The organism is Paenochrobactrum gallinarii (assembly GCF_014205685.1).
Classification (GTDB): Bacteria; Pseudomonadota; Alphaproteobacteria; order Rhizobiales; family Rhizobiaceae; genus Paenochrobactrum; species Paenochrobactrum gallinarii.
In genome coordinates this window covers 173,801-196,444 of the sequence record NZ_JACIIU010000003.1, presented here as the reverse complement: position 1 = coordinate 196,444, position 22,644 = coordinate 173,801, and the positions used below count along the sequence as shown (strand labels likewise).

Here is a 22,644-nt window from a genome sequence, read left to right as displayed (position 1 = left end):
AGGGCGTGGGCGTTATGAATGACGTGCCGCAACGCGATATATTGGGTATTCCTGTAGTGGCATTGCAGTGGCAGGCCGCTTTGGAGCTTGTTGCAGCCCGCATTCACACTAATCATTTCACTAAAATTGCATGGTTGAATGCCCATTGTGCCAATGTTTCGCAAGCGGATAGCGACTATCGCCAGATATTGAATGATTTTTTGATTTTGCCGGATGGTATTGGCGTTGATATTGCCAGCCGTGTTTTGCATGGCCGCTCATTTCCGGATAATTTGAATGGCACCGATTTTGTTCCCGCTTTATTGCGCTTTATTGAAGAGCCGCTGCGTGTCGGGCTTTTGGGTGCAAAGTCTGAAGAAGTTGCCCGTGCTTGTGAAAACTTTAAAAAACAAACGCCGCAGCATGATATTCAAGTGATTTCGGATGGTTTCTTTGATGGAACAAACGAACAGGCGATTTTGGAAAAACTAGCGCAATTCCGACCCCATATTTTGCTGGTTGCAATGGGGGTGCCACGGCAGGAATTATTCATTGCTCAAGCTATAACGGATGCCCACTGTGTGGCTGCTTTTGCTGTCGGTGCTTTGTTTGATTTTCAGGCCGGAACAGCTAAACGTGCCCCCTCATGGATGCGTCAGCTCAGGATGGAATGGCTTTACCGTTTGATACAAGAGCCGCAGCGTTTGTGGCGCCGCTATCTTGTTGGCAATCCGTTGTTTTTGTGGCATTTGCTCAAATATCGCTTGAGGCTAAAAGGAAATAATAATGGCTAAACGGATGGCGCTGGTAACGGCCAGTTACGACAAGGATTTTGATCGCTGCCGTTTGCTGTGTGAGACGCTTGATCGTTATGTCACTGGTTTTGAAACGCATTATATTCTGGTTGCCCATCGGGATGTGGCTTTATTCAAGCAGTTAGCCAGTCCTAATCGTATCATTGTTGATGAACGTGATTTGTTGCCGCGCTGGTTGTGGTCAATGCCAGACCCTAAAACATGGGGCAAAAGACAGATTTGGGTTTCCCCTTTTACCAAGCCGCTTTATGGTTGGCATGTGCAGCAATTGCGTCGCATCGCCATTGCCGAACATGTAGATGTTGACGGCTTTTTATTCTGCGATTCTGATGTCGCATTCTTACGTGAATTCTCAGCGGATCAGCTTTGGCAAGGCGATGATATTCGTTTGCTACGCTACGATCAGGCTATGCTTAATCCGCCAACACCACCGCATCGCAACTGGTCTGATAATGCGGCACGGATCATGGGTATTAAAGAACATGGTCAACATGATTACATCGCCAATGTTGTTTCATGGCGGCGCGATGCCGTGCTTGCCATGTGTCGGCACATTGAAGAGCAAAATGGCCGTTCATGGGTTAAAGTGCTGGGGCAGGCGCGGGATTATTCCGAATGTATTTTATACGGCCAGTATGTTGATGAAATAGAGAAAGGCCGTGGACATTTTCATGTCGATTGGAGCATTTGTCACGTTTACTGGTTTGGCCCTGCACCGGATCAGGCAAAATTTGATGCCTTTATGCGCGATATGCGACCCGATCAGGTGGCAATTGGCCTGCAATCTTTCATGAATATGGACAGTAGCACGGTAAAGCGGATTGTTGGACTTTAAATGCGGTTGGCAGGTTTTCTGAGGTGCCAATAGGTAAAGCAGGCTGAGAAAAGATAAAGCACGACAAAGCACGCATTCAGCCAGATAATCCAGTCATTGCCGTCATGGTTGCTGCGCAGTAACAGCCAGATAAGCAGTGCTTTGATCAGTGCCGTTACGCTTAAATTAATGGCGCGCAAGCCCGATTGGCCGCGCGCATAAAGCAATTCATTCTGATATTCAATGAGATTGCGCAAACCCGGCACCAGCAAAACCAGTGGCACCAAACCCGCAACCGGTGCCACATTGCTGCCCAGTGCATTCGGGAAAATATATAAAACCGCTGCTAACCCACCTAAGGCGATGGTGGAGATGGCAAAAATTCCACCCTCCATACTCAGTTTGATTTTGGCAGACGTCAAAAGGTCGGGCTTGCGCATCAGTTTTTGCACGAGCATCATATTGAACGAGCGGATGGGGACAGCGGTTAAATCGACAAGCCGCATGATAATGGCATAAATACCGGCAATGGTCGGGCCGCCAAAGCTTAAAACCAATAATTTGTCGAACTCATTTTGCAAGTAAAACAAAAACTCGGCCGCAGTGACGGAGAGTGAATCTGCAATGCGCCGAACATAGAGTTTCGGGCGTAAACGTAACCGGACTTTCGGGTAAAATTGCAGGGCTAACAGAAGCGAAAAGACATTGGCGCCTAAATACCACCATGCCCAGTGGGAGATGTCCTTTGCGCTGGTAAAGGCAAAGAGAAAGGCTGCAGCCGAGCGTGCAGCTGTTCCGGCAATGGTCAAAAATGAGCCCCTGCCGAAACGTCCCAATCCATTATTGACGATGATGATGATTTCAGCCGAGCGCCAGACAAGGGCTTCAGCAATGACAATAATGGCGAATGGCCAGAAACTGACATTGTCTTTGAAAAAGATCAGATAAGCGCCAATGGTTGCCAGAGCAAAAAGCGGAATAGATGCAAGGATTGAAAGCAGATATCCGGCGGTATAAGCGCCAAGCAGATGCGGCTTCACGGTGGCGATACGGTAAAGCGGCGAGTTGAAGCCGAGCGCGACAAGGCGTGATAAAACCACACCGGCAGCAGAGGCGGTTGCAAACAACCCAAAATCGGCAAGCGACAATGAATTGGCGAGCGCAATGAAATAAATCAGCGATACGACAAGGCGCCCGAGTGAGCCGCTGATCAGGGCAAAATAATCCCGCATGACTGCCGGAGAAATTGACTGTTTCAGTTTTTGCAGGGAGACGCCAAATTTCAAAGTCAGTCCGCCATTGTGTTTGTGTGATGAAGATAAAATCTAAGGTTCAAAGTTTAAAATCTGGTTGGTGTGCTGTAATTAGAGCAATATTCTTTTGAAATCAGTACGATGTTAACTATTTATTTTCCATAAAAATTTATGCTTTGCGATAATCTGGCCAGAGTTTGGCCGACCTATGGGTAAAACACATGGTGGTAGTATGACGGACGAGAAAGGAAGACAGGATGACAGAGCTGCAAAGCCGCTCTTGTCTTATGCTCGTCGTTCACTGCATGTGGACGTGAGTACGAGTCCTGATCCGCTAAATCCGCCAGCTGATGACGCATTTAATGTGCGTGAACCGCATGAGTTTGTGGTGCCGCCATGGGTGCCGCCTGTTGCCGGAAAAAAACGCGAAAAAGCAAGTTTTACAGACGTACCAGAAAAAAACGGGGCTGCGAAGCCGGATGCTGCTACGCCGTCTTTAGATAGTCTGGAAATGGCTGAAATTCAGCGTAAACTTGCCGAAATCAAGCAGGATATTGATCGCGGCTTTGATAATTTTCAGCAATACCAGCTTGAAGACAGCCTTGCCATGATGGCAGAGGCTGAGGCGGATGTGCGGGCGGATGGCGGCAAAGGCTGGAAACCTCTGATTGACCCGCGTCAAGTCTTTAATATTCTTGAAAACTCCAAGACAATATTGATTGGTAGTACTGCGATCGGCGCGGTTGCTGCTATTCTTTATGCGTTGTCATTGCCAAATATTTATACCGCTTACACGGACTTGCTGGTTGATCCGCGCGACATCAAAGTGGTGGAGCGTGAGCTCACCCCCGGCCAATTGCCAACGGATGCTACACTTGCCATTGCTGAAAGCCAGATGCGGATGATTGGTTCCAGCAGTGTTTTGCTCAAAGTGATTAAGGATACAGACCTGATGGCTGATCCTGAATTTAACGGCAATGCAGCACCTGTCGGGCCTTTGGCCAATATGATCAGTGATCTGAAGGCGAAATTTGTATCGGAAAAACCGGTTGATCCGGCAATTCTTGAAACGCAGGTTTTGCAGAATTTAGCCAAAAGTCTGATTTTGCAGCGGGATGCAAAGACATTTGTCTTCACCATTGGTGTGAAAACGCAAAATCCGGTTAAGTCTGCAACGCTTGCCAATACAGTCAGCCGAGTATTTCAGGATGAGTTGACCTCGTTGCAACAAAATGCAGCGCGTCGTACATCGGAAGAGCTTTCCAAGCGATTGGCCGATTTGAAGCTGGCAGTGCAAAATGCTGAAAACGCTGTTGATCAATTTCGTGCTGAGCATGATCTGATCGATTTGCAGGGCCGTTCGATCAGTGATGATGATTTGGCACGTTTGAGCGAGCAGTTATCTACGCAACGCGCTGAAACCGTGCGTTTGAATGCGCGTGCGAAAGTGCTCAATGAAGCAACGCCTGATAGTGTTTTGTCGGGCTCGCTGCCGGAAGACTTGCAATCGGGTACTTTAACCTTGCTACGCGGACAATATGCAACAGCGCGTTCAACCGCTGATGGTTTGGCGATGACGTTGGGGCCGAAGCATCCGCAATTGATTCAGGCGCAATCGCAGGTCGCAGGCGCACGCCGTGAAATTAATGCCGAGATTGGCCGTGTGCGCGCTTCGTTGCAGGTGGAGCAAAAACGCTCCGAGCAGCAGGAAAAAGAGCTCTCCACACGTTTGGCAGAAATGAAACTCGAGCATGCCGACAGTAATGCAGAGCGTGTGAAACTGCGTGAATTGGAACGCGAGGCAGAAGCACATCGCACGATTTACGAAAACTTCTTGTTGCGTTCTCGTGAGACCAATGAGCAGGAAAGCCTCAACAGCACCAATGTGCGGGTGATTACAGAGGCACGGCCACCATTAACAGCATCAGCACCAAAGCGTAAAATGATCGTTATTGCTGGTTTGATCTTGGGCTTTGTTGCAGGTGTCGGTCTTGCACTGATGCGCGGGTTCTGGCCACATATGCAGCGCTGGAGGCGCAATGAGGCTATTGAAGAATAGGCTTACTTTTTAAGTCAGTCTTTCTTGAACAGGATACGTCCGAACCAACCGGTAAACATTGCTAAGAAAACAGCAAATAAACCATACCAGAGGCTGTGCTTGTGCGCGGCTTCATAAATGCTTTGCTCAAAACCGGCTTTGACAATTTCCAAACCTGCATTGGCTTCACGTAAAAATACGCCGTTACGAAACAGCAGGGCGCGGGCTTTGTGACGGCCAACCGGCACATTGGCGGGCAGTGCCAGCGTTGCCCGAAACAAGGTGCGGGAGATAAATTCCACGCCACCGACACGCTGGCTATAAAGCCCCTGACGGGTTTTAATGGAGCGTAATTCGTCACTGAAAACAGGGATATTGCCGGAGAGACTGTTAGGATCTTCCGGTGCCATATAAAAATTGGCAGTACCGACTGATAGCTGCCGATAGGTTTTCGGGTCGGTAATGTCCTGCAAATTGCGTGTCGAGGCGAGCGAATAAGAAAGCGGGACGCCCATAAAAGTTTCTGATGCCGCATTAACCCAAACGCCTAAATGGCGTTCTTTTTTGCGCACGACCAGATCGCGTGAAGGTCCCTGTAGCACCACGATAATATCATAACGACCCTGTCGTTGAATTAGAGGGTCGGCATTATCCAGCGCCCCGAAAATCGTCAGATCCGTGCCGCTGAAATTGGATGCCAGCGCGATTGTTTCGGTGGAGAGGCCGATTTCAACTGTTTCGGCAGCAGGTGTTTGCAAATGCGGCAGACCCAGCGCGGTTTCGGGCTCAATTGCTTGAGCGTTTCCTGCCAGCAGGCTTAAACAAAGTGCTGTATATGGGGTGAGATGAGACAAGCGCCACTGCATGATTATAAATCCGCAATGGAAATGGTGAAGATATTGTCGGGCTTGATGAAAAGGTCATAACCAAGCCGCAATGCCACCGCCAGCACCATCAGGGCAAGCAGCAGGCGCAATTGTTCACCGCGTAATTTTTGCCCCGCTCTGGCACCGTATTGCGCACCAATCACGCCGCCAACCATCAGCAAAAATGCCAGTACAATGTCAACGGACTGGTTGGTCGTGGCCTGTAAAACGGTGGTGAAGGCGGTGACAAAAGTGATCTGAAACAGCGATGTCCCGACCACCACATTGGTGGGGACGCGCAAAATATAAATGAGGGCGGGCACCATGATAAAGCCGCCGCCAACGCCCATTACCGATGATAAAAGGCCGATGAAAAAGCCGATGCCCAGCACCGGAATGATGCTGACATAGATCATCGATGCACGGAAGCGCATTTTAAACGGCAGGCGGTGGATCCAGTTGTGATGGCCGGATTTGCGCACCGGTGCAGCGCCTGATTTGTTGCGCCGCAGGGTTTTCCAGCTTTCCACCAGCATCAGCCCGCCGACAGTGCCAAGGAAAAATACATAAAGAATGGAAACGATCAGGTCGAGCTGACCAAGATCGCGCAGCCATGAGAAAACATAAATACCGATCAGCGCGCCGATCAGGCCGCCGATGACCAGTAATGTGCCTAGCTTGATATCCAATGTGCGCCGTTTGAAATGCACCAGAGCACCGGAAACAGAAGAAGCAATCACCTGATTTGCACCGGTGGCAACGGCTATGGCTGGCGGGATATTATAGAAGATCAGCAAAGGGGTGATAAGAAAGCCACCGCCGACACCAAAAAGACCTGATAAAAAACCGACCGCAGCCCCCATGCCCAACAATACGAACATGTTGACCGACAGTTCCGCAATGGGAAGATAAATACCCAATTCCGCTTCCGGTTTTTAGCGCAATGACAGCTTTTGCTTACGGCGCGCGCTTGGCCGCAACACTTTGATCTTTCATCAGATGTCTTGCGCCCTCATAGGAGTAATGTCAAACACCTATTGAATATAAGGTTACCAGACATGATAACTGTTGTAATCATGTCATGGTTTTATAGATAATCTGCCTCAATATGACAGTTTTATGTTATTTATTATGCGCCAGTAACAGTTGAACCAGCTGCGGATTGACTTCGCCGGTTGGTTCTTCACCATTGGCATGCTGGAACTTCTTGATAGCATTGCGGGTTTTATCGCCCATCAGGCCATCGGCAGTGCCAATATCGTAGCCGTTATTCTGCAAAATCAGTTGAATATTGCGTACGGCTTTTTTCATATCCACTGAGGCAGTTTTTACCGGATTCTCATCCATCCAGCTGTCAGGAATGGTGACGGAATTGGCTGCCTGATCAAGTGGTTTAGGCTTCCAGAGTGCAACTTTACCTTCGGCCTGTTTCAAGTGTTCGCCGTTCAAAGCCTTAGCAACCTGATCGCGTTTGTCTGCGGCATCTTTGTCGCCCGATTGCGCAGCAAGTGCAAACCATTTGTAGCTTTCTCCCAGATCAAGCTTGGTGCCCATGCCCTGTGCATAAAGAATGCCCAGATTGTACTGGCTGTCCTTAACGTCCAGTTCGGCAGCTTTTTCAAACCATTTGATGGCTTCTTTATTGTCCGGCGCATTATCGCCACCGGTGGCATAAAGCACGGCCAGATTATGCATGGCGCTGGCATTGCCTTTTTCAGCAGCTTTTAAATACCAGTGCCGGGCTTGTTCGATATTGCGTGGCAGGCCAAGGCCTTTTTCGTTGAGATTGCCATAACGATATTGAGCCGGTGCAAAGCCGCGTGTCGCAGACGCTGCATAAAATGTTGCGGCTTTGCTCAAATCTGCCTGCATACCGATGCCATCGGTATAGCGATTGCCGATTTCAAATAATGCCATTGCATCGCCATCCGCAGCAGCTTGACGCAGTGCGGCCGGGCCAGCTTCTGGGGTTATTTCCGGCAAAGCTGACATAGCAATCTGATCGGCAGCAGGCTCGATATCGGTAACAGTCTCTACCGCTGGTTCAGCATTGACAGGGGTGAAAGAGGCGATTTGGGGAGCCTCCGCCTTTTCTTCTAAAGCCGGAGTGGTGGCTGCAATAACAGGTGTTGTTTCTGTTTTTGTTTGGCTTACAACTGTATCGCGCTCAATTAATTCTTCAACAGTAGTTGCGGAATTAGCAATTTGCGGCTGTTCAGCAACCAATGACTTGTTGAAGTAAATTTCACCGGCTTGCAGTGCCGCCAATGCCATCATGATGGCGCCGAGGCCTAAAAAAATAGGTTTGCGCTGGCGGGCGATGAGCTGCGTGAAAGATGATTTTTTCGGTGTTTTGCTTTCCGTGCTACTGATTTTTTCTTCTGTGCTGATACGTCCGGCCTGTTGTGCTGCCATTTGCGCGGCAGAACGGGCAGCCGAAATAACATCCGTTTTAAGGTCTTTTTCCTGACGCAGGCTTGTGGCCAGACCCGGTTCGCCGCGCACCCGCTTCATAATGGCGTTCAGATCCGGCAGCTCGCCAGATCTTTCAATGATCGGCTGCTCGTGGCTGGCGCTGACGTCGGAAAGGTCGGAGGAGACTGTCGTGCTTGCTTCTTTTGTCGCGCTAAAAAGTGGCTTGGTCGTTTCAGCCGTTGCCTTTGGTGCATCAAAGGCAGCTTTGACGTTTTCCGCTGCCTGTGCCATCGCGGGAACGACGGGAGCGGTTGATGCTTTAGGGGCAGTGAAAGCTGGCGCTGCAGCTTTATGCTGTACTTCTAACGCGCTGAGGCGCTCGACGACTTTTTGCAATGTTGCATGAACCGTGTCGAAGCTTTTTTCATTGCGTTCGTCATTGCTGCGTGCAAGCTGTTCGAGCGCGCGCATATCTTCGGCAAGTTCTTTGACCAGTCCGTTGTCATATTGGTGGGCTTGTGCGGCAAATTTTTCCATTGCCTCTTCTGCTGCCTTGCGGGCGATATCCAGCGTATCTTCACGCGTCTGGTGCACCGCCGTTTCGATCTGTTCAAGGCGCGGTGACAGGCTCTTGATGAGCGGATGATGGTCTTGCGGTTCTGCCAGTTGTTTTGCGATTGATGCAATTTGCGCTTCCAGGTTTTGCATCATATCCTGATTGTCGGCAGGTTTTGAAAACTGTTCGTCAAGGCGCAAAACCAGTGCATCAAAACGCTGGTCGAGGGCGGCAAAAACCGCTTCTTGCGGCATGCTGAAACGGGCCTCAACCGAGTTTAGTTGCTGGGTAATATCATCAAGGCGTGTATTGACTTTTTCCAGTTCAAGCGCCGGACCACTTTCCAGTGCGCGATCAATATAGGTGGCGATCAGACGGATTTGCTTGGCCAGTGTTTCGATCTGCTGCAAAGGCAGCGAGCTGTTTTCGCTTAAACAATCAATGCGCTGTGAAAGGTCTGCCATGCGTGTCAGCAGTTCTTGCGACAGCGCTTCTGCACGACGGATTTCTTCAATATCCGGTCGTTTCATATTGCCGGCAAGGATAGCGCGGCTGATTTCGTCCAGACGCTCATCCAGAGCGGACGGAATGGCATATTCATTCTTCTGGCCGATCATTTGCTCGATGGATAGAGCCAGACCGCTAATGCGATCTTCCAGAGGCTGAATGGAAACAGTCTGCATTTGCGGCATCGCATCAATGGCGCGGCGCACATCATCCAAACGGTCGCTGATGGAGTTCAGTTCAGGAAATTCGGCTTCCGCTTTTTGATTTTGGCTTTGCTCAAAGGCTTCAAATTTTTCGTCGAACTGATCCCAGCGATGGCTCAGTTTACGAATAGATTCCTCGCGCGCCATGGTTTGCATCATGCGCTTCAAGGCTTCCAGCTCATCCTGCAGATGTTCCGCGGTTTCACGCGCATGGCGCAAGGAAGCGTCGTCGCCGTTGTTTTCTGCATTTTGTGCGGTCAAAACTTCAACGCTGCTTTCAATACGTGCCAGTTCTTCATCAAAGGTCAGATCGGCTTTTGACAATGCAACAGGCCGCTTGGCGGGTGTTTTTTTCTCAGCACCGGCAGCCAGCCGGCTGTCAAGCGATGCAGTTATCTCGGCAAGGTTCATGCGCGTCCCGGCACGTGATGGTAATTCAGGCTCAAAGAAATCAGACTTCGATGCGGCAGGAACAGGCTGCGCTTCTGTCATTTCTTTCAGTCTTTGTTCGAGCGTTTCCAGCGTTTTATGCAGCTCATCCATCGGTGCATGATGGGCACGACGCATATTCAGATCTTGCAAAGGTGAACGTGTATTGGTCATGACATATGCCGCTTTTCAAATAACAAGAGTGCCGAACCACAGATGCCGAAGCACAGTAATGCTGGATGTGACGGTCGCATTTTCTTACAACTATAGTAAATAACTGGTTAAATCTTTGGTAATTTATTGTTTTAATGACTTGAATCGACCGTTAAACGTGGCCTATCAGGTTGAAGAATTAACATGCCACAGAGGTACATTGACTGACCTTTGCAAGGGTGCATCAGGTTGATTTTATCAAATCATGAGGGGGAATATGCGTAAGTTTAATGTGGTACTTTTGGCAGTTGTTGTATTGGGAGCAGCCTCAGTTTTAAGCTGGAAGTTTATGGGCAATGATGGGCAGCTTAGCCAAAGTGCCAAGCAGGGAGCCGCAACGGGGCGCCCTCTCGTGGCCGTGACCGTGCCGGATAAATTGACAATGCAGGCGCGCTTAGGTGAAGAGGCATTTAACGGCACATGTGCAGCCTGTCACGGTAACAATGCGGCTGGTACTGAGGTCGGGCCGCCGCTGGTGCATAAAGTTTATGAACCATCTCATCACTCAGATTATGCTTTTTATATTGCCGCAACCCAGGGCGTGCGGGCGCATCACTGGAAGTTTGGCGATATGCCGGCCCAGCCGGACGTTTCTGAAAAAGAACTGGTGAATATTGTTGCTTATGTGCGTGAGTTACAGCGCGCAAATGGCATTTATTAAAACAGACATGGCTATCTGGTATGGTTCGGATGGCCTTTTTATATAATCATATGGGAAAATATCCTTAAAACTGATGGTTTTTAGCGGCCTGTCAATATGAGCAGCTTGTAATGTTGCGTTGAATTAGGTAGTTTATCCTTATAGAACTTATCTATGGGTAATTAATCCTTTTAAGGTTGCCGACATGTTTTCGCATGACAGTGTTTGGGCCGCTATTGATGCGCTGGCTGAACGTTATTCACTGAGCCCGTCCGGTCTGGCGCGCCGTGCCGGACTTGATCCGACTGCATTTAATAAATCAAAACGCCATGCAGCTGACGGTCGGGCACGCTGGCCATCGACGGAATCTCTGGCAAAAGTTATGGACGCGACAGGCGCCAGCTTTGAAGAGTTCAGTAAATTAATGAGCGGCAAGAGCTCGTTGCATCCCAGTGACTTTTTAGAGCAGCCGCGCTCTATCCCGCTGCTTGGTATGGCGGAAGCAGGGGCTGGTGGTTTTTTTGACGATGCTGGTTTTCCGGCAGGGCAGGGCTGGGATGTGGTCGAGTTTCCGGCAGCGCCTGAAGATGCAGTATATGCATTGGAAGTCTCAGGAGATTCCATGCTGCCGCTTTATCGTGACGGAGATACATTGATTGTTTCGCCCAATGCGTCTGTGCGCCGCGGTGATCGTGTGGTGGTAAAAACCAAAGAAGGTGAGGTGATGGCAAAGATTTTGCAGCGTCAGACCCCTCGCAATATTGAATTATTATCAGTCAATCCTGAACATCCGAACCGCACATTTGAATCCCATCAGATTGAGTGGATCGCCCGCGTTGTATGGGCAAGCCAGTAATGGCTGCTTATAAGCAAGCTCTTCCCGCCTGTTTGGCAGCACTAACCGGTACGGCACTGGTAGCTGTGTTTATTGCGCCTTTTTATGGCGCACTGGAGCCGGTGATTACTGATGCGGCAGGTGGTCAATCGATCATTATTGAAGATTTTGATTATACCGAGCCTGAGCAGAACAGCGGGCAAGATCAGTCTGCTACTGAGAATAAAGGGGCTGATACAGCGCCGGAACAGGATAAAGCGCCTGAGCAGACACAAGAGCCGGCCTTGCCGCAAACCACACCCGTTGAGGATGAAGGCGCTTTAGCTGAAGCAGAAGGGGCAGCTCATCTGGTGCCTGAAGATCAGCCGATGCAAATGCTGCATGGGGCGATTGTTGTCGCGGCTGGTCGCGTGGAGGGCAGTGGCCGTGTTATCACCTTGGATGATATTGTCGTGACGGAAGTGAACGAGCAATGCCGCGGCGACAATCTGATGTCGTGGAATTGTGGCATTCATGCCCGCACGGCTTTTCGTTCATGGCTTGGCAGCAAGACCTTAAATTGCCGCTTGCCGCTGGACGATAGTCTGGGCATTCAGGTGACAACGAATTGCGAGCTTGGATCGGAAAATGCTGCACTTTGGCTGGTGCGCAACGGCTGGGTTAAGGCTGTTGAAACGGGTGCCTATGCGGAATCCGGCAAAGAAGCAGAAAATGCCAAACGGGGTATTTGGGGTAACAAGCCGGTTTCGATGATGCCGGAGCTTTTGCCTTTGCCGCAGCCAGGCATGCAGATACCACCTGCTATCCCGGATAAGAATAATGAACGACCGGCAGGGTACTTTCCGCCTGCACCACAAAATTAAGTTATAAAAAAGCCGCTGATCATGTCAGCGGCTTTTTAATTTTATAAACGAGGCTGTTAAACGAGTTCGCCAGCCAGCGCTTTGTTGATCAGCGCGCGGGTTTCTTCAATGCCGTAGAGTGCGATGAAGGAACCAAAGCGCGGGCCCCGTTCTTGACCGATCAGCACTTCATAAAGCATCTGGAAGAAGGACACCGAAACGCCCGGGCCCCCTTCAGGGCTCTTTTTAGTATGGTCCTGATAGCGTTCAATTGCACGGGCAACATCCAGAATAGCATTCTGAATGGCACCGCCGTCGGCTTGTGCATCAATCTGGCCAAGCTTGGCTTCAACTTTTGCCAAAGCATCACGTTCAACATCATCCGGCGCACGGAACTTCTTCGTTGGTTTGACGAAGTCGTTGAAGTAACGCAGTGCATAGCCGACCAATGCATCCAGTTCTGGATTGCTCTCAGGCGTAACACCTTCGGCATAACGCGAAATAAAGCCCCAGAGCACATCACTGTTTTCAGCGTTTGAAGCGCTGACCAGATTAAGCAGCAATGCAAACGGCACCGGCATATTGACTTTTGGCGGGTTGCCGCTGTGCTGATGCCAGACCGGATTGTTCAGACGCTCCTTCCAGGATTGACGCTCATAGGCGGAAAGATAGGTGAAATATTCATCAACCGCTTTCGGGATCACATCAAAGTAAAGACGCTTTGCAGTCTTTGGCTTCTGGAACATGTAAAGGCCAAGGCTTTCGGTTGGTGCATAGGTCAACCATTCGTCAATGGAAATACCATTACCCTTCGACTTGGAAATCTTCTGTCCCAATTCATCCAGAAACAGTTCATAGACGAAATGTTCCGGCGCACGGCCGCCAAGAATTTCACAAATACGGTCGTAAACAACAGCATTGGTCTGGTGGTCTTTACCAAACATTTCAAAATCAACGCCGAGTGCAGCCCAGCGCATGCCGAAGTCCGGCTTCCATTGAAGCTTCACATGGCCGCCGGTGACCGGCAATGTTGTTTCTTCACCATTTTCATCATCAAAGGTGATGGTGCCGTTTTTCGCATCGACATGCTTCATCGGCACATAAAGGACGCGGCCGGAGATTGGCGAGATTGGCAGGAACGGGCTGTAGGTTGCCTGACGTTCTTCACCAAGGGTCGGCAGCATCACATTCATGATGTCATCAAAGCGCTCAGCCGCACGCAACAGAACTTCGTCGAAGCGGCCGTTCTTATAATATTCGGTGGCACTTGCGAATTCGTAATCGAAACCGAAAGTGTCGAGGAAGCGGCACAGCATCGCATTATTATGGTCGGCAAAAGTCTTGTATTCGCTGCCAAACGGGTTTGGCACGGCAGACAAAGGCTTGTGCAGATGCGGCTCCAAAAATGCGCGGTCAGGCACATTGTCCGGAATCTTACGCATACCGTCCATATCATCGGAGAAGCATAAAAGCTTGGTTTTGACCTTATCTTCGGTCAGCACGCGAAAGGCATTACGCACCATTGTTGTGCGCGCCACTTCGCCAAATGTGCCGATATGCGGCAGGCCGGAAGGACCGTAACCGGTTTCAAACAGAACCGTTTCGGGCAGTCCCGTTTTCTCGTACCGTTTGAGTATTTTTCGTGCCTCCTCAAATGGCCACGCTTTGGCTTCCGCAGCCGCCGCGGTCAATTCCGGGGTCAGCATAATTTCGGGAAGGCGGTGCGTAGTCATGAGGATTATCCTAAAGTTAAAGGGTAGCGAAAAATGCCACAGCCAAAAATTAAAATACGGCTCCACCAGAGCCGTTCTCTTATGCTCTATTGCTGTGGCGGGTTTACGTCAATCATATTAGCGTAATTTAAGCGGTAATAGCAGCATTGTTGTGCTTTCTTTGCAGCAATGAGATGATAGTTATATTGGCGGGCTTTGTTAAATTTCAACGGAATGCCGCTTGCGCAGACCTGTGGTACTGCCTAACCTTTGAATATCAATCGGTCTTTATGCTGATTCATTTTATATTGCAGGAGCTGTGAATGCCGCAAATTTCGCCTCAGGATGCCCTTGTTTATATTATGGTGCTGACATCAGCAGCCGATACGCATATGACCGATGCTGAATTGGAGTCCATCGGTAATGTCGTGACACGCCTGCCGGTCTTTACCGGATTTGATAAAGAGCGCGTCGTCACTTTGGCCGAAGATTGCTATAATCTCCTGGCTGATGAAGATGGTCTGGAGAAAATTCTTGATCTTGCGCATGAGGCTTTGCCGCCAAGATTATATGATACAGCATATGCTTTGGCTGTTGAGGTTGCGGCCGCAGATTTGCATGTCGAACAGGAAGAGCTGGTTTTACTGCAAATGTTGCGCGACCGCTGGGATTTAGATGAATTAACCGTTGCTGCGATTGAACGCAGTGCAAGGGTACGTTTCCGCAAGATTGATTAATATTTGCTAGTAAAAACTGACCGGAAAATGGCGCATATAGATTTCATTCAATGTGCCATTTTTCTCTAATGCCGCTAAAGCATAATTAAAGGCGCGGGTGAGTCGCTGATTATGGGTGCTGACGGCAATTGTCATCTGGTTTTCAGCCAATTGCGGCGCATAATAAGGCTCAGCGATAAAGTGGCAGCACAGATTGCTGTCGTTATTCTCAAGCATGAAAGATAAGGCAAGGCCATCATCAAAAATGGCGGCGATATCTTGTGCTTGCAGCGCTTTCAGCATTGCCTCGCGATCATCAAAACCTTCAGTTTTAATATCAGGGAAATATTGCGCGAAAACTTTGGCATGTTTGCTGTTCGTAAGAATGCCAACTGGTTTTTCGAACGCTTTTTTTGTGATTTTTGTGTCACTTCTTACCGCATTGAGAGCGATAAAACGCGCCGGAAATTTCAAATAGGGACGCGAGAAACTATAAGTCTGGCGATTGTTTTTGGATGGAGTGAGGCCGGCAATAATTGCTTCCCCTTCACCTTTATCAAGGGCTTTTTGTAATTCATCCCATGGCAGAGCTTCAATCTGGCAGATATTATCCAGTTTCAATTCGCGGCATAGTGCGCGCGCCAGTTCAATGTTATAGCCGGTTAACTGGCCTTGAGTATTGATGTAATTAAAAGGCGAAAAATCTGTTGTTGTTAAAAACCGCAGGCGTGTCAGGCCGGTCAGATCAGTTGGTTTTTGTTTGATCGGGTTATTTATGAATTGCGGTTGTGCTGGTGCTGAATAAGCTTCAGTTTGATAAATGAAAAATATTGCAAAGAGAATCACAAAACTACGCATGAACACACCTTAATTCAGTTTTTGATAAAAGTTATTATTCAATTTTTCTTTAAATAGTATCAAAATAATATTTAAGATGTGACATGCAAGTCTCAATAATTCTGTGCATTCATTATAATTACTAATTTCAAACTTACAATTATTTAAATTCGTTTCATTTTTTTTAGATGAGGTGTTGTTAATTGTATATTTTTATATGTACCTTAGTATTAAATGGAGTGAATGGGGGTTGTTTAGTATCAATCTTGCCTTTTATAGTATAAATAAATAACGATAGTTTGCTTTCAAATTTATGTCTGGGGGGGCACTTAATTGATAGTAGGTAAAACTTGTCAGGATAGCTTTAATCTATGTTGCAATTTAAGCGCTCGTCTTGAGCAATATGGTATTGCGCGTAATGATATTAAAAAAGCTTATATAAGGGCAGGCAGTGATCCTGCTCTTTTTTTAAATGAAGTTCTCTGCTCGGGAGTGGCAAGTGAAGTTGTTTTATATGGCGTCGTGGCAGATTATCTGAATTTGCCTTTTCGTGATCGCGTCACATCATGCCGTGTGATTGATGATAAAAGCAGGGTTCCGGCCGAATTGAGTGGTATGCAGCACGCTTTGGTGCTGGACGCGCAAAACAATGTTCTGCTTTATCTGTCTCCTTCGATGGAACATATTATCGCACTCAAAATTTTCTTAAGCACCAATCTATCCTTGAATTTTGAGATTGTTATTTGTTCGCCATCAGTTATCCAGCTTTTGGACCGGCGTAGCAAAAAACATGAACTGGCACGTAAAGCTGTCACGGTGACTCCGGCTAAATTTTCTAGTCGTCGCGTGCTGGACACGCGGCAGGCCTTTGTTATTGCTTTTTCTATTAGTCTGCTTGCTTTTCTTTTTTTTAACTTTCTTTGGCCGACATTATTTGCCTTTCACATCTTCTTGAGCTGCTTCTTTTTTACATGTGTTGGCATCCGGTTATTGGCTGCAATGTCTGCGCAGCGTTTGCCAAAATTGAAGCAAACATTGCCTTTGCCATCTGACCTGCCGAATTACACCGTTTTAGTGCCGCTTTACAAAGAGTCGGATGTGATTCCGCAATTGCTTGAAGCATTGAGCAATTTGCACTGGCCACGCGGACGGCTGGATATCAAAATCATTTGCGAGGCTGATGACCGTGAAACTCTGCAGGTACTTGGCTATTTTAAGCTCCCGCCGTTTATGGAGGTGGTGCGGGTGCCAAATGTCGGGCCGCGCACTAAACCGAAGGCTTTGAATTATGCGTTGCAATTTGCGCGTGGCGAGTTTGTGGCGGTTTTTGATGCGGAAGATCGTCCGCATCCGCTGCAATTGCTGGATGCCTGGGTGGCTTTTCAAAAAGGCGGTGAACAGCTTGCCTGTGTGCAGGCGCCACTTATTATCGGTAATTTCCGCAATAGTTTCCTGACCCGGTTGTTCTCGTTTGAATATACCGGCTTGTTTCGCGGGCTTTTACCGTGGATGGCACGCCATGATCTGGTGATGCCGCTTGGTGGTACATCTAACCATATGCGCCGCTCGGCTCTTGAAAAAGTGGGCGGGTGGGATGCTTATAACGTGACGGAAGATGCCGACCTTGGCGTTCGTCTGGCGCGCTTTGGTTATAGTATCAAAACTATTTCGCATGGTACGATTGAAGATGCGCCGGAGAATTTTCCGGATTGGTACAAGCAGCGCACCCGCTGGATGAAAGGCTGGATGCAGACAAGTCTTGTGCATTTGCGTAACCCCGTCGAAACAAGCCGGCAACTTGGCTTCAAGCGGTTTATCATCAGTCAGGTTTATATGCTGGGGCTGATTATCTCGGCGCTGTTCCACCCGCTGATGTTGCTGACTATGATCTTTTTGGTCGTCTCTGCTTTTTTCACACCGTTTGAAGTGCGCCATATGATGTTGCTCACCATTGATATGATGAATATCGTGATGGCTTATGTCAGCTATTATTTACTGGCTGCGAAGGCTGCGGAAAAGAGCGAGATGGATGGTTATCCTTATCTGCTCGGTATTGTACCTTACTGGATAATGATTTCTTTTTCTACATGGCGGGCGCTGCTGCAATTGATGAAGGAGCCTTTTCTCTGGGAAAAGACCCCTCATTTCCGGAGTGCTACGGCAACACAAGCGCTTGGCCGCCATGGCCTCCATCAGGACAATACCTATTTGGAGGATGCTAAAAATGCAGTACCCGCACCAATGATATTGGTGTCTTCTGCACCAATTGCCTCGAGGTCGCGCCCTTCATAAGGCAATGACAGTAACACGCGGCGGATTGCGGCCAGCCGCGCCCGCCGTTTGTCATTGGAGCGCACAATTGTCCATGGTGCATGTTTGGTGCTGGTGCGTTCGATCATCACATGGCAGGCATCGGAATAATCCTGCCAGCGGGTGATACCTGCCACATCAATGGGTGAAAATTTCCAATCTTTCAACGGGCTGTGGCGGCGCTCATGGAAGCGCTTCAACTGCATTTCCTGCCCGATATCCAGCCAGAATTTGAAGAAATAAATACCGTCCGCGACGATCATTTTTTCCAGATCAGGTGTTTCAATCAGAAAAGTTTCAAGCTGTTGTGGTGTGCAGAAATTCATCACCACTTCAACACCTGCACGGTTATACCATGAACGATCAAAGGTGACGAATTCGGCAGCGGTTGGAAAATGCGCCACATAGCGCTGAAAATACCATTGGCCTCTTTCAGTTTCGGTGGGTTTGGTCAGCGCCACATTACGCGCGGTACGCGGATTCATAAATTCACGCAGCGTAAAAATTGTGCCGCCTTTGCCTGCCGCGTCGCGGCCTTCAAATAAGCAGATGACGCGTCCGCCGGTATCTTGCAGCCAGTATTGCATTTTGACGAGTTCGATCTGCAAGCGTTCCAAGGTTTCCTTATATTCTTTGGAAGGCATTTGATCAGGATATGGATAGCTACCGGAGGCAAGGGCGTTTTCTTCAATCCATATTGGCAATTGCGGGTCATCAATATCAAATTGGCGCTCTGCACCATCAATTCTAAGCTTGATTGGTTCAAGCTTTGGATGTCTGGAAAGAAGTGCTTGCTGGGCGGCTTGATCACTGGCCAATGCGATATCCTCTCGATTGCGCTTGTTGATTGATCTTATTAAGCTTTATTGTGTTTGAAAAGTGTTCAGGTAATCAAAGTGTCATAGTCTTTAACTATGTTTAAAGTGGCGATTTGTCAGGCAGATGAATGTTGTCGATGGTGTCGCGCAATCATCTGAACGACCTTGTTTTGACTTTATGGTTTTATATAGTGCAATTGATTATCTCCTGTGGTTTGAAGTGTTTAAAGGCTCTGTGCTTTTCGCGAGGAAAATGAATGAACAATCATGATGAGCAGGGGATTGGAGCCGTTTTGATGGAGCTTTGGCAGCAAGGCCGCCTTTATCTGATCTTCGCAGTTTTAGTGCTGGCCTTTATATTTTGGCTGGTCTGGCCGCCGTTGGTGCTTTATCTGCTGCTGCTCAGTATTATTCTGGCTTTGACATTAGTGGTCTCGCCACCAGCGCCACCTGAGGTTACGCGCAAAAAAACATCGAAAAGCAAAGGCGCTTTGGCGGATATCGGAGCTGAAAAGATTGCAGGATTACTCAGTGATCCGCTGGTGATTTTTGATCGTTCCGGTTCGGTGATTTATACCAATCCGGCAGCGAAGGCTGCGTTTCCTTCGATGGAAATGGAAACGATTGTGTTTTTGCGTTTTCGTGCACCAGAAATGCTGCATATGCTGCATGCGGTGGTGGATGATGGTCAGCCGCGCAGCATTGATTATTTCGAACGATTGCCGATTGAAAGCTGGTATAAAGCCGTCCTTATGCCGCTTGAGGCGGGGCGCGATGATCTGTTTATGTTGATTTTTCGGGATCAGACCGAAGCGCGCCGCATTGACCGCATGCGCTCGGATTTTGTTGCCAATGCCAGCCATGAATTGCGCACGCCGCTTGCCTCATTGCGCGGGTTTATTGAAACCTTGCAAGGGCCTGCGCGTGAAGATGTCAAAGCGCGTGACCGGTTTTTGGAGATCATGCAAAAACAGGCAGACCGCATGTCTCGTCTGATTGATGATCTCTTGTCGCTGTCACGGCTTGAAACGCGGCCGAATATCGGCACCGAAGATAAAATTAATTTAGGTGCTGTGTTGCATCATGTCACCGACAGTCTGGTGCCGATGGCCGAAGCACAGGGCGTGGTGATCGAGCATGATTTTCATGATGAGCCGGTCTATGTGGCAGGCTCGCGTGATGAACTGATCCAGCTCTTCCAAAACCTGATTGAAAATGGCTGTAAATATGGTGAAAGCGGCAAGAAACTTGTCGTCAGCCTTAAAAAACATGGGGTTCCTTCGCCGGAAGAAGCAATTATTTCGGTGCAGGATTTTGGTGCCGGTATTGCGGCTGAACATCTGCCGCGTTTGACCGAACGTTTTTATCGTATCAATGCAGAAACGGGTGATGCTAAAAAAGGCACAGGTCTGGGACTGGCCATCGTCAAACACATTTTGACCCGTCATCGCGGCAAGATGAATGTGCGTTCGGAGCTAGGTAAAGGCACTACCTTCATTGTGCGTATTCCGCTTTATTGCGCTAAATCCTGATTGCATCGATTAAATGCGACACGGTTTTTTAGAGGGGGCAGGGGCGCGTTTAAAAGTCTGACCGGTTAGTTTTACTTGGATGGTTTGACGAGGCGTAAAAGCTTCCATTTGAGTGGGCGGATTGCTTGCCAGACGCGTGTTGAGCGCAAGCCTGTCAGCAATGATTGTGCGCTTAAAGCGAGGCGACCTTTGAGGGTGAGGGCGGCTTTATAATTGTGCAAAAACCGCACGCCGTCGCACATATTGACCTTCCATGCTTCGTTGCCAACGCCAAGGTCAAGAATGTCAAAGCCGTGTTTGTGTAAATCCTGCATGACCAGATAATGCAGCACCATGCCAGGTGAATATTTTGACCAGTGTCCGGCTTCATTTGAAATCATCATGCCAAAATATGTTTTGCCATCCAGCAAACCCCAAAGGGTTGCGATGATTTCGCCATCCATTAACAAGGCAGCCAGATGCAGGCTCTGTGCTTGACCGAAATAATCCGTGGCTTGTTCAAAAAACTGCTGCTTTTCAGGGTGTTCCTGAAAACCCGGAACATTGGTTTCGACAAAACGGCGCTGCTTTTGCGCAATCAAGGCTGCGATGAATGCGCGGCGTTCTTCGTTATTCTCCGCAATTTTGAATTCAAACCCGCCCATACGCAGTAAGTTGCGATAACGCTGTTTGGTGTTTTTAATCCGGTGCAGGCTTTTTTCGAGTTGTGGCCAAGGTTGGTTAAGGGTGGAGAAATGTCCGGATTCGGGATGCGGGTGTGTGGCAATCAAAAATAACGGATTAAGCTGACTTCCCACCCATTGCGGCATTTTTTTAAAATCAATTATATCGACAGGCGGAAGTTTGCTGCAAATCTCTTTGATTAAACTAAGTACCTGCGCCTTTGGCCATGTCGAAAAATCATCAAATAAAATCGGCGCATTATAATCGCAGACATCATGGTCGGTGAAGGTTAGCGTGCTGATGCCGCGCTCGCGGCTAAGGGCAAGTGGCAGGAATAGCAGCGGCTCATTATTGCCCTTATAAATTTCCACCAGCAGCATTTGGCAATCAGTGCGCGCACCATAGCTTTTTGCCCAGGCTTGCAAAAAAGCCTTGCTTTGAAAAATGTAACTTTGCGCTTTATTGGTTTCGTTCAAAAGCCCTTGCGGCCACAAAGGAGAGAGCGCCTCAGGGTCAGAAATGATTTTTATTTTATAAGGGCTCATCCCAGTCATGGCTGAATACCAATCAAAGCTTCAGTTAATTGCGTTTGGCTGTAGCACAATTCATGACATATGGTCAGATCAACAGTCATATTTTAATAAAGGCGCTCAAGTGACTATTTCAGTCATCATCAAAACCTTAAATGAAGAGCAGAATATTGCAGGCTGCATTGAGGCGGTGCTGGCACATGGGGCTGGGCTGGTCAGCGAAATTATCGTGGCCGATAGTGGCTCAAGTGATCAGACCATTGCAATCGCCAGGCAGTTTCCGGTGATGATTGTGCAAATCAGGCCACCTGCCAAAGCCGGTTGCGGGGCAGGTGCCCAGCTTGGCTATCAATATGCAAATGGTGATTTTATCTGTCTGCTAGATGGCGACATGGAACTGGCGCCTGATTTTTTAAAGGAGGGGCTAAACCTTTTAAAAAGTCACCCGCAATTGGCGGGTGTGACCGGCCATGTCATGGAAAAAAACGTCAGCAGTTTAGAATATCAGCGCCGCGCAAAACGCCAAAGAATTGAAAATCCGGCAGGTGCAATTGATCGCATGAATGGCGGCGGACTTTACCGGCGCGAAAGCCTGCAATCTGCCGGCTGGCTTGCTGATCGTAATTTGCATGCTTATGAAGAGCTGGATTTAGGCTTGCGGCTTGCGCAAAATGGTTGGCAATTGCACCGGCTGGATATGCCCTTTGTCGGCCATTCAGGCCACAGCACAAATGCTTATTCTTTGCTGAGACGACGCTGGAAGTCAGGTTATTTGCAAGGCAGCGGCGAAATTTTGCGTGCGGCTTTATACGGCAATTATGTTGGCCAGCTTTTCAAAACATTGCCGGAACTGAAACTATGGGTGCTGGTTTATGGCTGGTGGCTTGCCATTATCGTGGCTTTGGCGGCTGCCTGCATTAATGTTCATTTTTTGTGGGTGGCAGCTCTTGTGGTATTTGCGCCTGTCTTGCTGATGGCACTCAAACAAAAAAGCTTGGATATGGGGCTTTATTCGGTGGTGGCATGGGTTTTTCATGCCGCAGCATTGCCTTTCGGCTTTTTCAAAAAGCGCACTGCACCACAAAGCTTTATTGAAAGCACTGTTTTGAAAGAACCATGAT

Annotated in this window: 18 protein-coding genes; 10 read left to right on the top strand and 8 right to left on the bottom strand. The window is 48.6% G+C overall.

Annotated features, from left to right (window positions below):
* Nucleotides 1–14: 14 nt before the first annotated feature.
* Both FHS77_RS05285 and FHS77_RS05280 read left to right on the top strand, forming a co-directional pair.
* Entirely contained in the window at nt 15–773 is a 759-nt protein-coding gene (locus FHS77_RS05285) for a WecB/TagA/CpsF family glycosyltransferase (RefSeq protein ID WP_210307048.1), read from the top strand.
* Nucleotides 766–1,629 carry a DUF6492 family protein gene (locus tag FHS77_RS05280; protein WP_184221035.1) on the top strand — a complete coding sequence of 288 codons (864 nt, stop codon included), beginning with the start codon at nt 766–768 and terminating at the stop codon, nt 1,627–1,629. Before FHS77_RS05285 ends, FHS77_RS05280 begins: the two co-directional genes overlap by 8 nt.
* On the opposite strand, the gene FHS77_RS05275 is transcribed toward FHS77_RS05280, so the two are convergent.
* Entirely contained in the window at nt 1,626–2,840 is a 1,215-nt protein-coding gene (locus tag FHS77_RS05275) for a lipopolysaccharide biosynthesis protein (protein WP_184221261.1), read from the bottom strand. The genes FHS77_RS05280 and FHS77_RS05275 overlap by 4 nt on opposite strands.
* Before the next feature lie 253 nt (nt 2,841–3,093).
* Here FHS77_RS05275 and FHS77_RS05270 point away from each other — a divergent pair, with 253 nt between their 5' ends.
* Nucleotides 3,094–4,920: a GumC family protein gene (locus tag FHS77_RS05270; RefSeq protein WP_184221033.1), complete on the top strand. Its 1,827-nt coding sequence runs from the start codon at nt 3,094–3,096 to the stop codon at nt 4,918–4,920.
* A 14-nt stretch (nt 4,921–4,934) separates the two neighbouring features.
* Here the strand turns inward: FHS77_RS05270 and FHS77_RS05265 are convergent, their stop codons facing one another.
* From FHS77_RS05265 to FHS77_RS05255, 3 genes are all read right to left on the bottom strand, one after another.
* Nucleotides 4,935–5,753: a TIGR02186 family protein gene (locus FHS77_RS05265; RefSeq protein ID WP_184221260.1), complete on the bottom strand. Its 819-nt coding sequence runs from the start codon at nt 5,751–5,753 to the stop codon at nt 4,935–4,937.
* A gap of 14 nt (nt 5,754–5,767) precedes the next feature.
* Nucleotides 5,768–6,646 (bottom strand): sulfite exporter TauE/SafE family protein, encoded by an 879-nt coding sequence (locus FHS77_RS05260; protein ID WP_184221258.1) that lies wholly within the window; start codon nt 6,644–6,646, stop codon nt 5,768–5,770.
* A 241-nt stretch (nt 6,647–6,887) separates the two neighbouring features.
* Complete coding sequence (locus tag FHS77_RS05255) at nt 6,888–10,049, bottom strand: peptidoglycan-binding protein (RefSeq protein ID WP_184221031.1); 3,162 nt, start codon at nt 10,047–10,049, stop codon at nt 6,888–6,890.
* A 256-nt stretch (nt 10,050–10,305) separates the two neighbouring features.
* Between FHS77_RS05255 and FHS77_RS05250 the strand changes: the two genes are divergently transcribed.
* From FHS77_RS05250 to FHS77_RS05240, 3 genes are all read left to right on the top strand, one after another.
* Nucleotides 10,306–10,749, top strand: coding sequence for a c-type cytochrome (locus tag FHS77_RS05250; protein WP_184221029.1), 444 nt, complete (start codon nt 10,306–10,308; stop codon nt 10,747–10,749).
* 184 nt (nt 10,750–10,933) lie between these two features.
* Complete coding sequence (locus tag FHS77_RS05245; RefSeq protein WP_184221027.1) at nt 10,934–11,584, top strand: S24 family peptidase; 651 nt, start codon at nt 10,934–10,936, stop codon at nt 11,582–11,584.
* A complete protein-coding gene (locus FHS77_RS05240) occupies nt 11,584–12,426 on the top strand; it encodes a thermonuclease family protein (protein WP_184221025.1) in 843 nt (280 codons plus the stop codon). Before FHS77_RS05245 ends, FHS77_RS05240 begins: the two co-directional genes overlap by 1 nt.
* A gap of 56 nt (nt 12,427–12,482) precedes the next feature.
* Here FHS77_RS05240 and FHS77_RS05235 read toward each other — a convergent pair whose 3' ends face one another.
* Nucleotides 12,483–14,138: a lysine--tRNA ligase gene (locus FHS77_RS05235; RefSeq protein WP_184221024.1), complete on the bottom strand. Its 1,656-nt coding sequence runs from the start codon at nt 14,136–14,138 to the stop codon at nt 12,483–12,485.
* 302 nt (nt 14,139–14,440) lie between these two features.
* Between FHS77_RS05235 and FHS77_RS05230 the strand changes: the two genes are divergently transcribed.
* Nucleotides 14,441–14,854, top strand: a complete 414-nt coding sequence (locus tag FHS77_RS05230; protein WP_184221022.1) for a tellurite resistance TerB family protein — start codon at nt 14,441–14,443, stop codon at nt 14,852–14,854.
* Nucleotides 14,855–14,860: 6 nt separating this feature from the next.
* On the opposite strand, the gene FHS77_RS05225 is transcribed toward FHS77_RS05230, so the two are convergent.
* Nucleotides 14,861–15,691, bottom strand: a complete 831-nt coding sequence (locus FHS77_RS05225; RefSeq protein ID WP_184221020.1) for a transporter substrate-binding domain-containing protein — start codon at nt 15,689–15,691, stop codon at nt 14,861–14,863.
* A gap of 312 nt (nt 15,692–16,003) precedes the next feature.
* Between FHS77_RS05225 and FHS77_RS05220 the strand changes: the two genes are divergently transcribed.
* Nucleotides 16,004–17,962 carry a glycosyltransferase gene (locus tag FHS77_RS05220; RefSeq protein WP_210307036.1) on the top strand — a complete coding sequence of 653 codons (1,959 nt, stop codon included), beginning with the start codon at nt 16,004–16,006 and terminating at the stop codon, nt 17,960–17,962.
* Here FHS77_RS05220 and ppk2 read toward each other — a convergent pair.
* Complete coding sequence (ppk2, locus tag FHS77_RS05215; RefSeq protein ID WP_184221256.1) at nt 17,875–18,804, bottom strand: polyphosphate kinase 2; 930 nt, start codon at nt 18,802–18,804, stop codon at nt 17,875–17,877. The genes FHS77_RS05220 and ppk2 overlap by 88 nt on opposite strands.
* A gap of 251 nt (nt 18,805–19,055) precedes the next feature.
* On the opposite strand from ppk2, the gene FHS77_RS05210 reads away from it, so the two are divergent.
* Complete coding sequence (locus FHS77_RS05210; protein WP_184221018.1) at nt 19,056–20,330, top strand: ATP-binding protein; 1,275 nt, start codon at nt 19,056–19,058, stop codon at nt 20,328–20,330.
* A gap of 71 nt (nt 20,331–20,401) precedes the next feature.
* Here the strand turns inward: FHS77_RS05210 and FHS77_RS05205 are convergent, their stop codons facing one another.
* Nucleotides 20,402–21,538, bottom strand: a complete 1,137-nt coding sequence (locus tag FHS77_RS05205) for a GNAT family N-acetyltransferase (RefSeq protein ID WP_184221016.1) — start codon at nt 21,536–21,538, stop codon at nt 20,402–20,404.
* A 109-nt stretch (nt 21,539–21,647) separates the two neighbouring features.
* Between FHS77_RS05205 and FHS77_RS05200 the strand changes: the two genes are divergently transcribed.
* Nucleotides 21,648–22,643 (top strand): glycosyltransferase, encoded by a 996-nt coding sequence (locus tag FHS77_RS05200; protein ID WP_184221014.1) that lies wholly within the window; start codon nt 21,648–21,650, stop codon nt 22,641–22,643.
* The last annotated feature ends 1 nt before the right edge of the window (nt 22,644 follow it).

Bases quoted from the DNA above. Each gene is read 5' to 3' on its own strand.
- FHS77_RS05260 (WP_184221258.1), bottom strand. From the start codon at position 6,646: ATGTTCGTATTGTTGGGCATGGGGGCTGCGGTCGGTTTTTTATCAGGT.
- FHS77_RS05205 (WP_184221016.1), bottom strand. From the start codon at position 21,538: ATGAGCCCTTATAAAATAAAAATCATTTCTGACCCTGAGGCGCTCTCT.
- FHS77_RS05230 (WP_184221022.1), top strand. From the start codon at position 14,441: ATGCCGCAAATTTCGCCTCAGGATGCCCTTGTTTATATTATGGTGCTG.
- FHS77_RS05275 (WP_184221261.1), bottom strand. From the start codon at position 2,840: ATGCGGGATTATTTTGCCCTGATCAGCGGCTCACTCGGGCGCCTTGTC.
- FHS77_RS05255 (WP_184221031.1), bottom strand. From the start codon at position 10,049: ATGACCAATACACGTTCACCTTTGCAAGATCTGAATATGCGTCGTGCC.
- FHS77_RS05280 (WP_184221035.1), top strand. From the start codon at position 766: ATGGCTAAACGGATGGCGCTGGTAACGGCCAGTTACGACAAGGATTTT.
- FHS77_RS05250 (WP_184221029.1), top strand. From the start codon at position 10,306: ATGCGTAAGTTTAATGTGGTACTTTTGGCAGTTGTTGTATTGGGAGCA.
- FHS77_RS05235 (WP_184221024.1), bottom strand. From the start codon at position 14,138: ATGACTACGCACCGCCTTCCCGAAATTATGCTGACCCCGGAATTGACC.
- FHS77_RS05245 (WP_184221027.1), top strand. From the start codon at position 10,934: ATGTTTTCGCATGACAGTGTTTGGGCCGCTATTGATGCGCTGGCTGAA.
- FHS77_RS05270 (WP_184221033.1), top strand. From the start codon at position 3,094: ATGACGGACGAGAAAGGAAGACAGGATGACAGAGCTGCAAAGCCGCTC.
- FHS77_RS05240 (WP_184221025.1), top strand. From the start codon at position 11,584: ATGGCTGCTTATAAGCAAGCTCTTCCCGCCTGTTTGGCAGCACTAACC.
- FHS77_RS05210 (WP_184221018.1), top strand. From the start codon at position 19,056: ATGAACAATCATGATGAGCAGGGGATTGGAGCCGTTTTGATGGAGCTT.
- FHS77_RS05225 (WP_184221020.1), bottom strand. From the start codon at position 15,691: ATGCGTAGTTTTGTGATTCTCTTTGCAATATTTTTCATTTATCAAACT.
- FHS77_RS05285 (WP_210307048.1), top strand. From the start codon at position 15: ATGAATGACGTGCCGCAACGCGATATATTGGGTATTCCTGTAGTGGCA.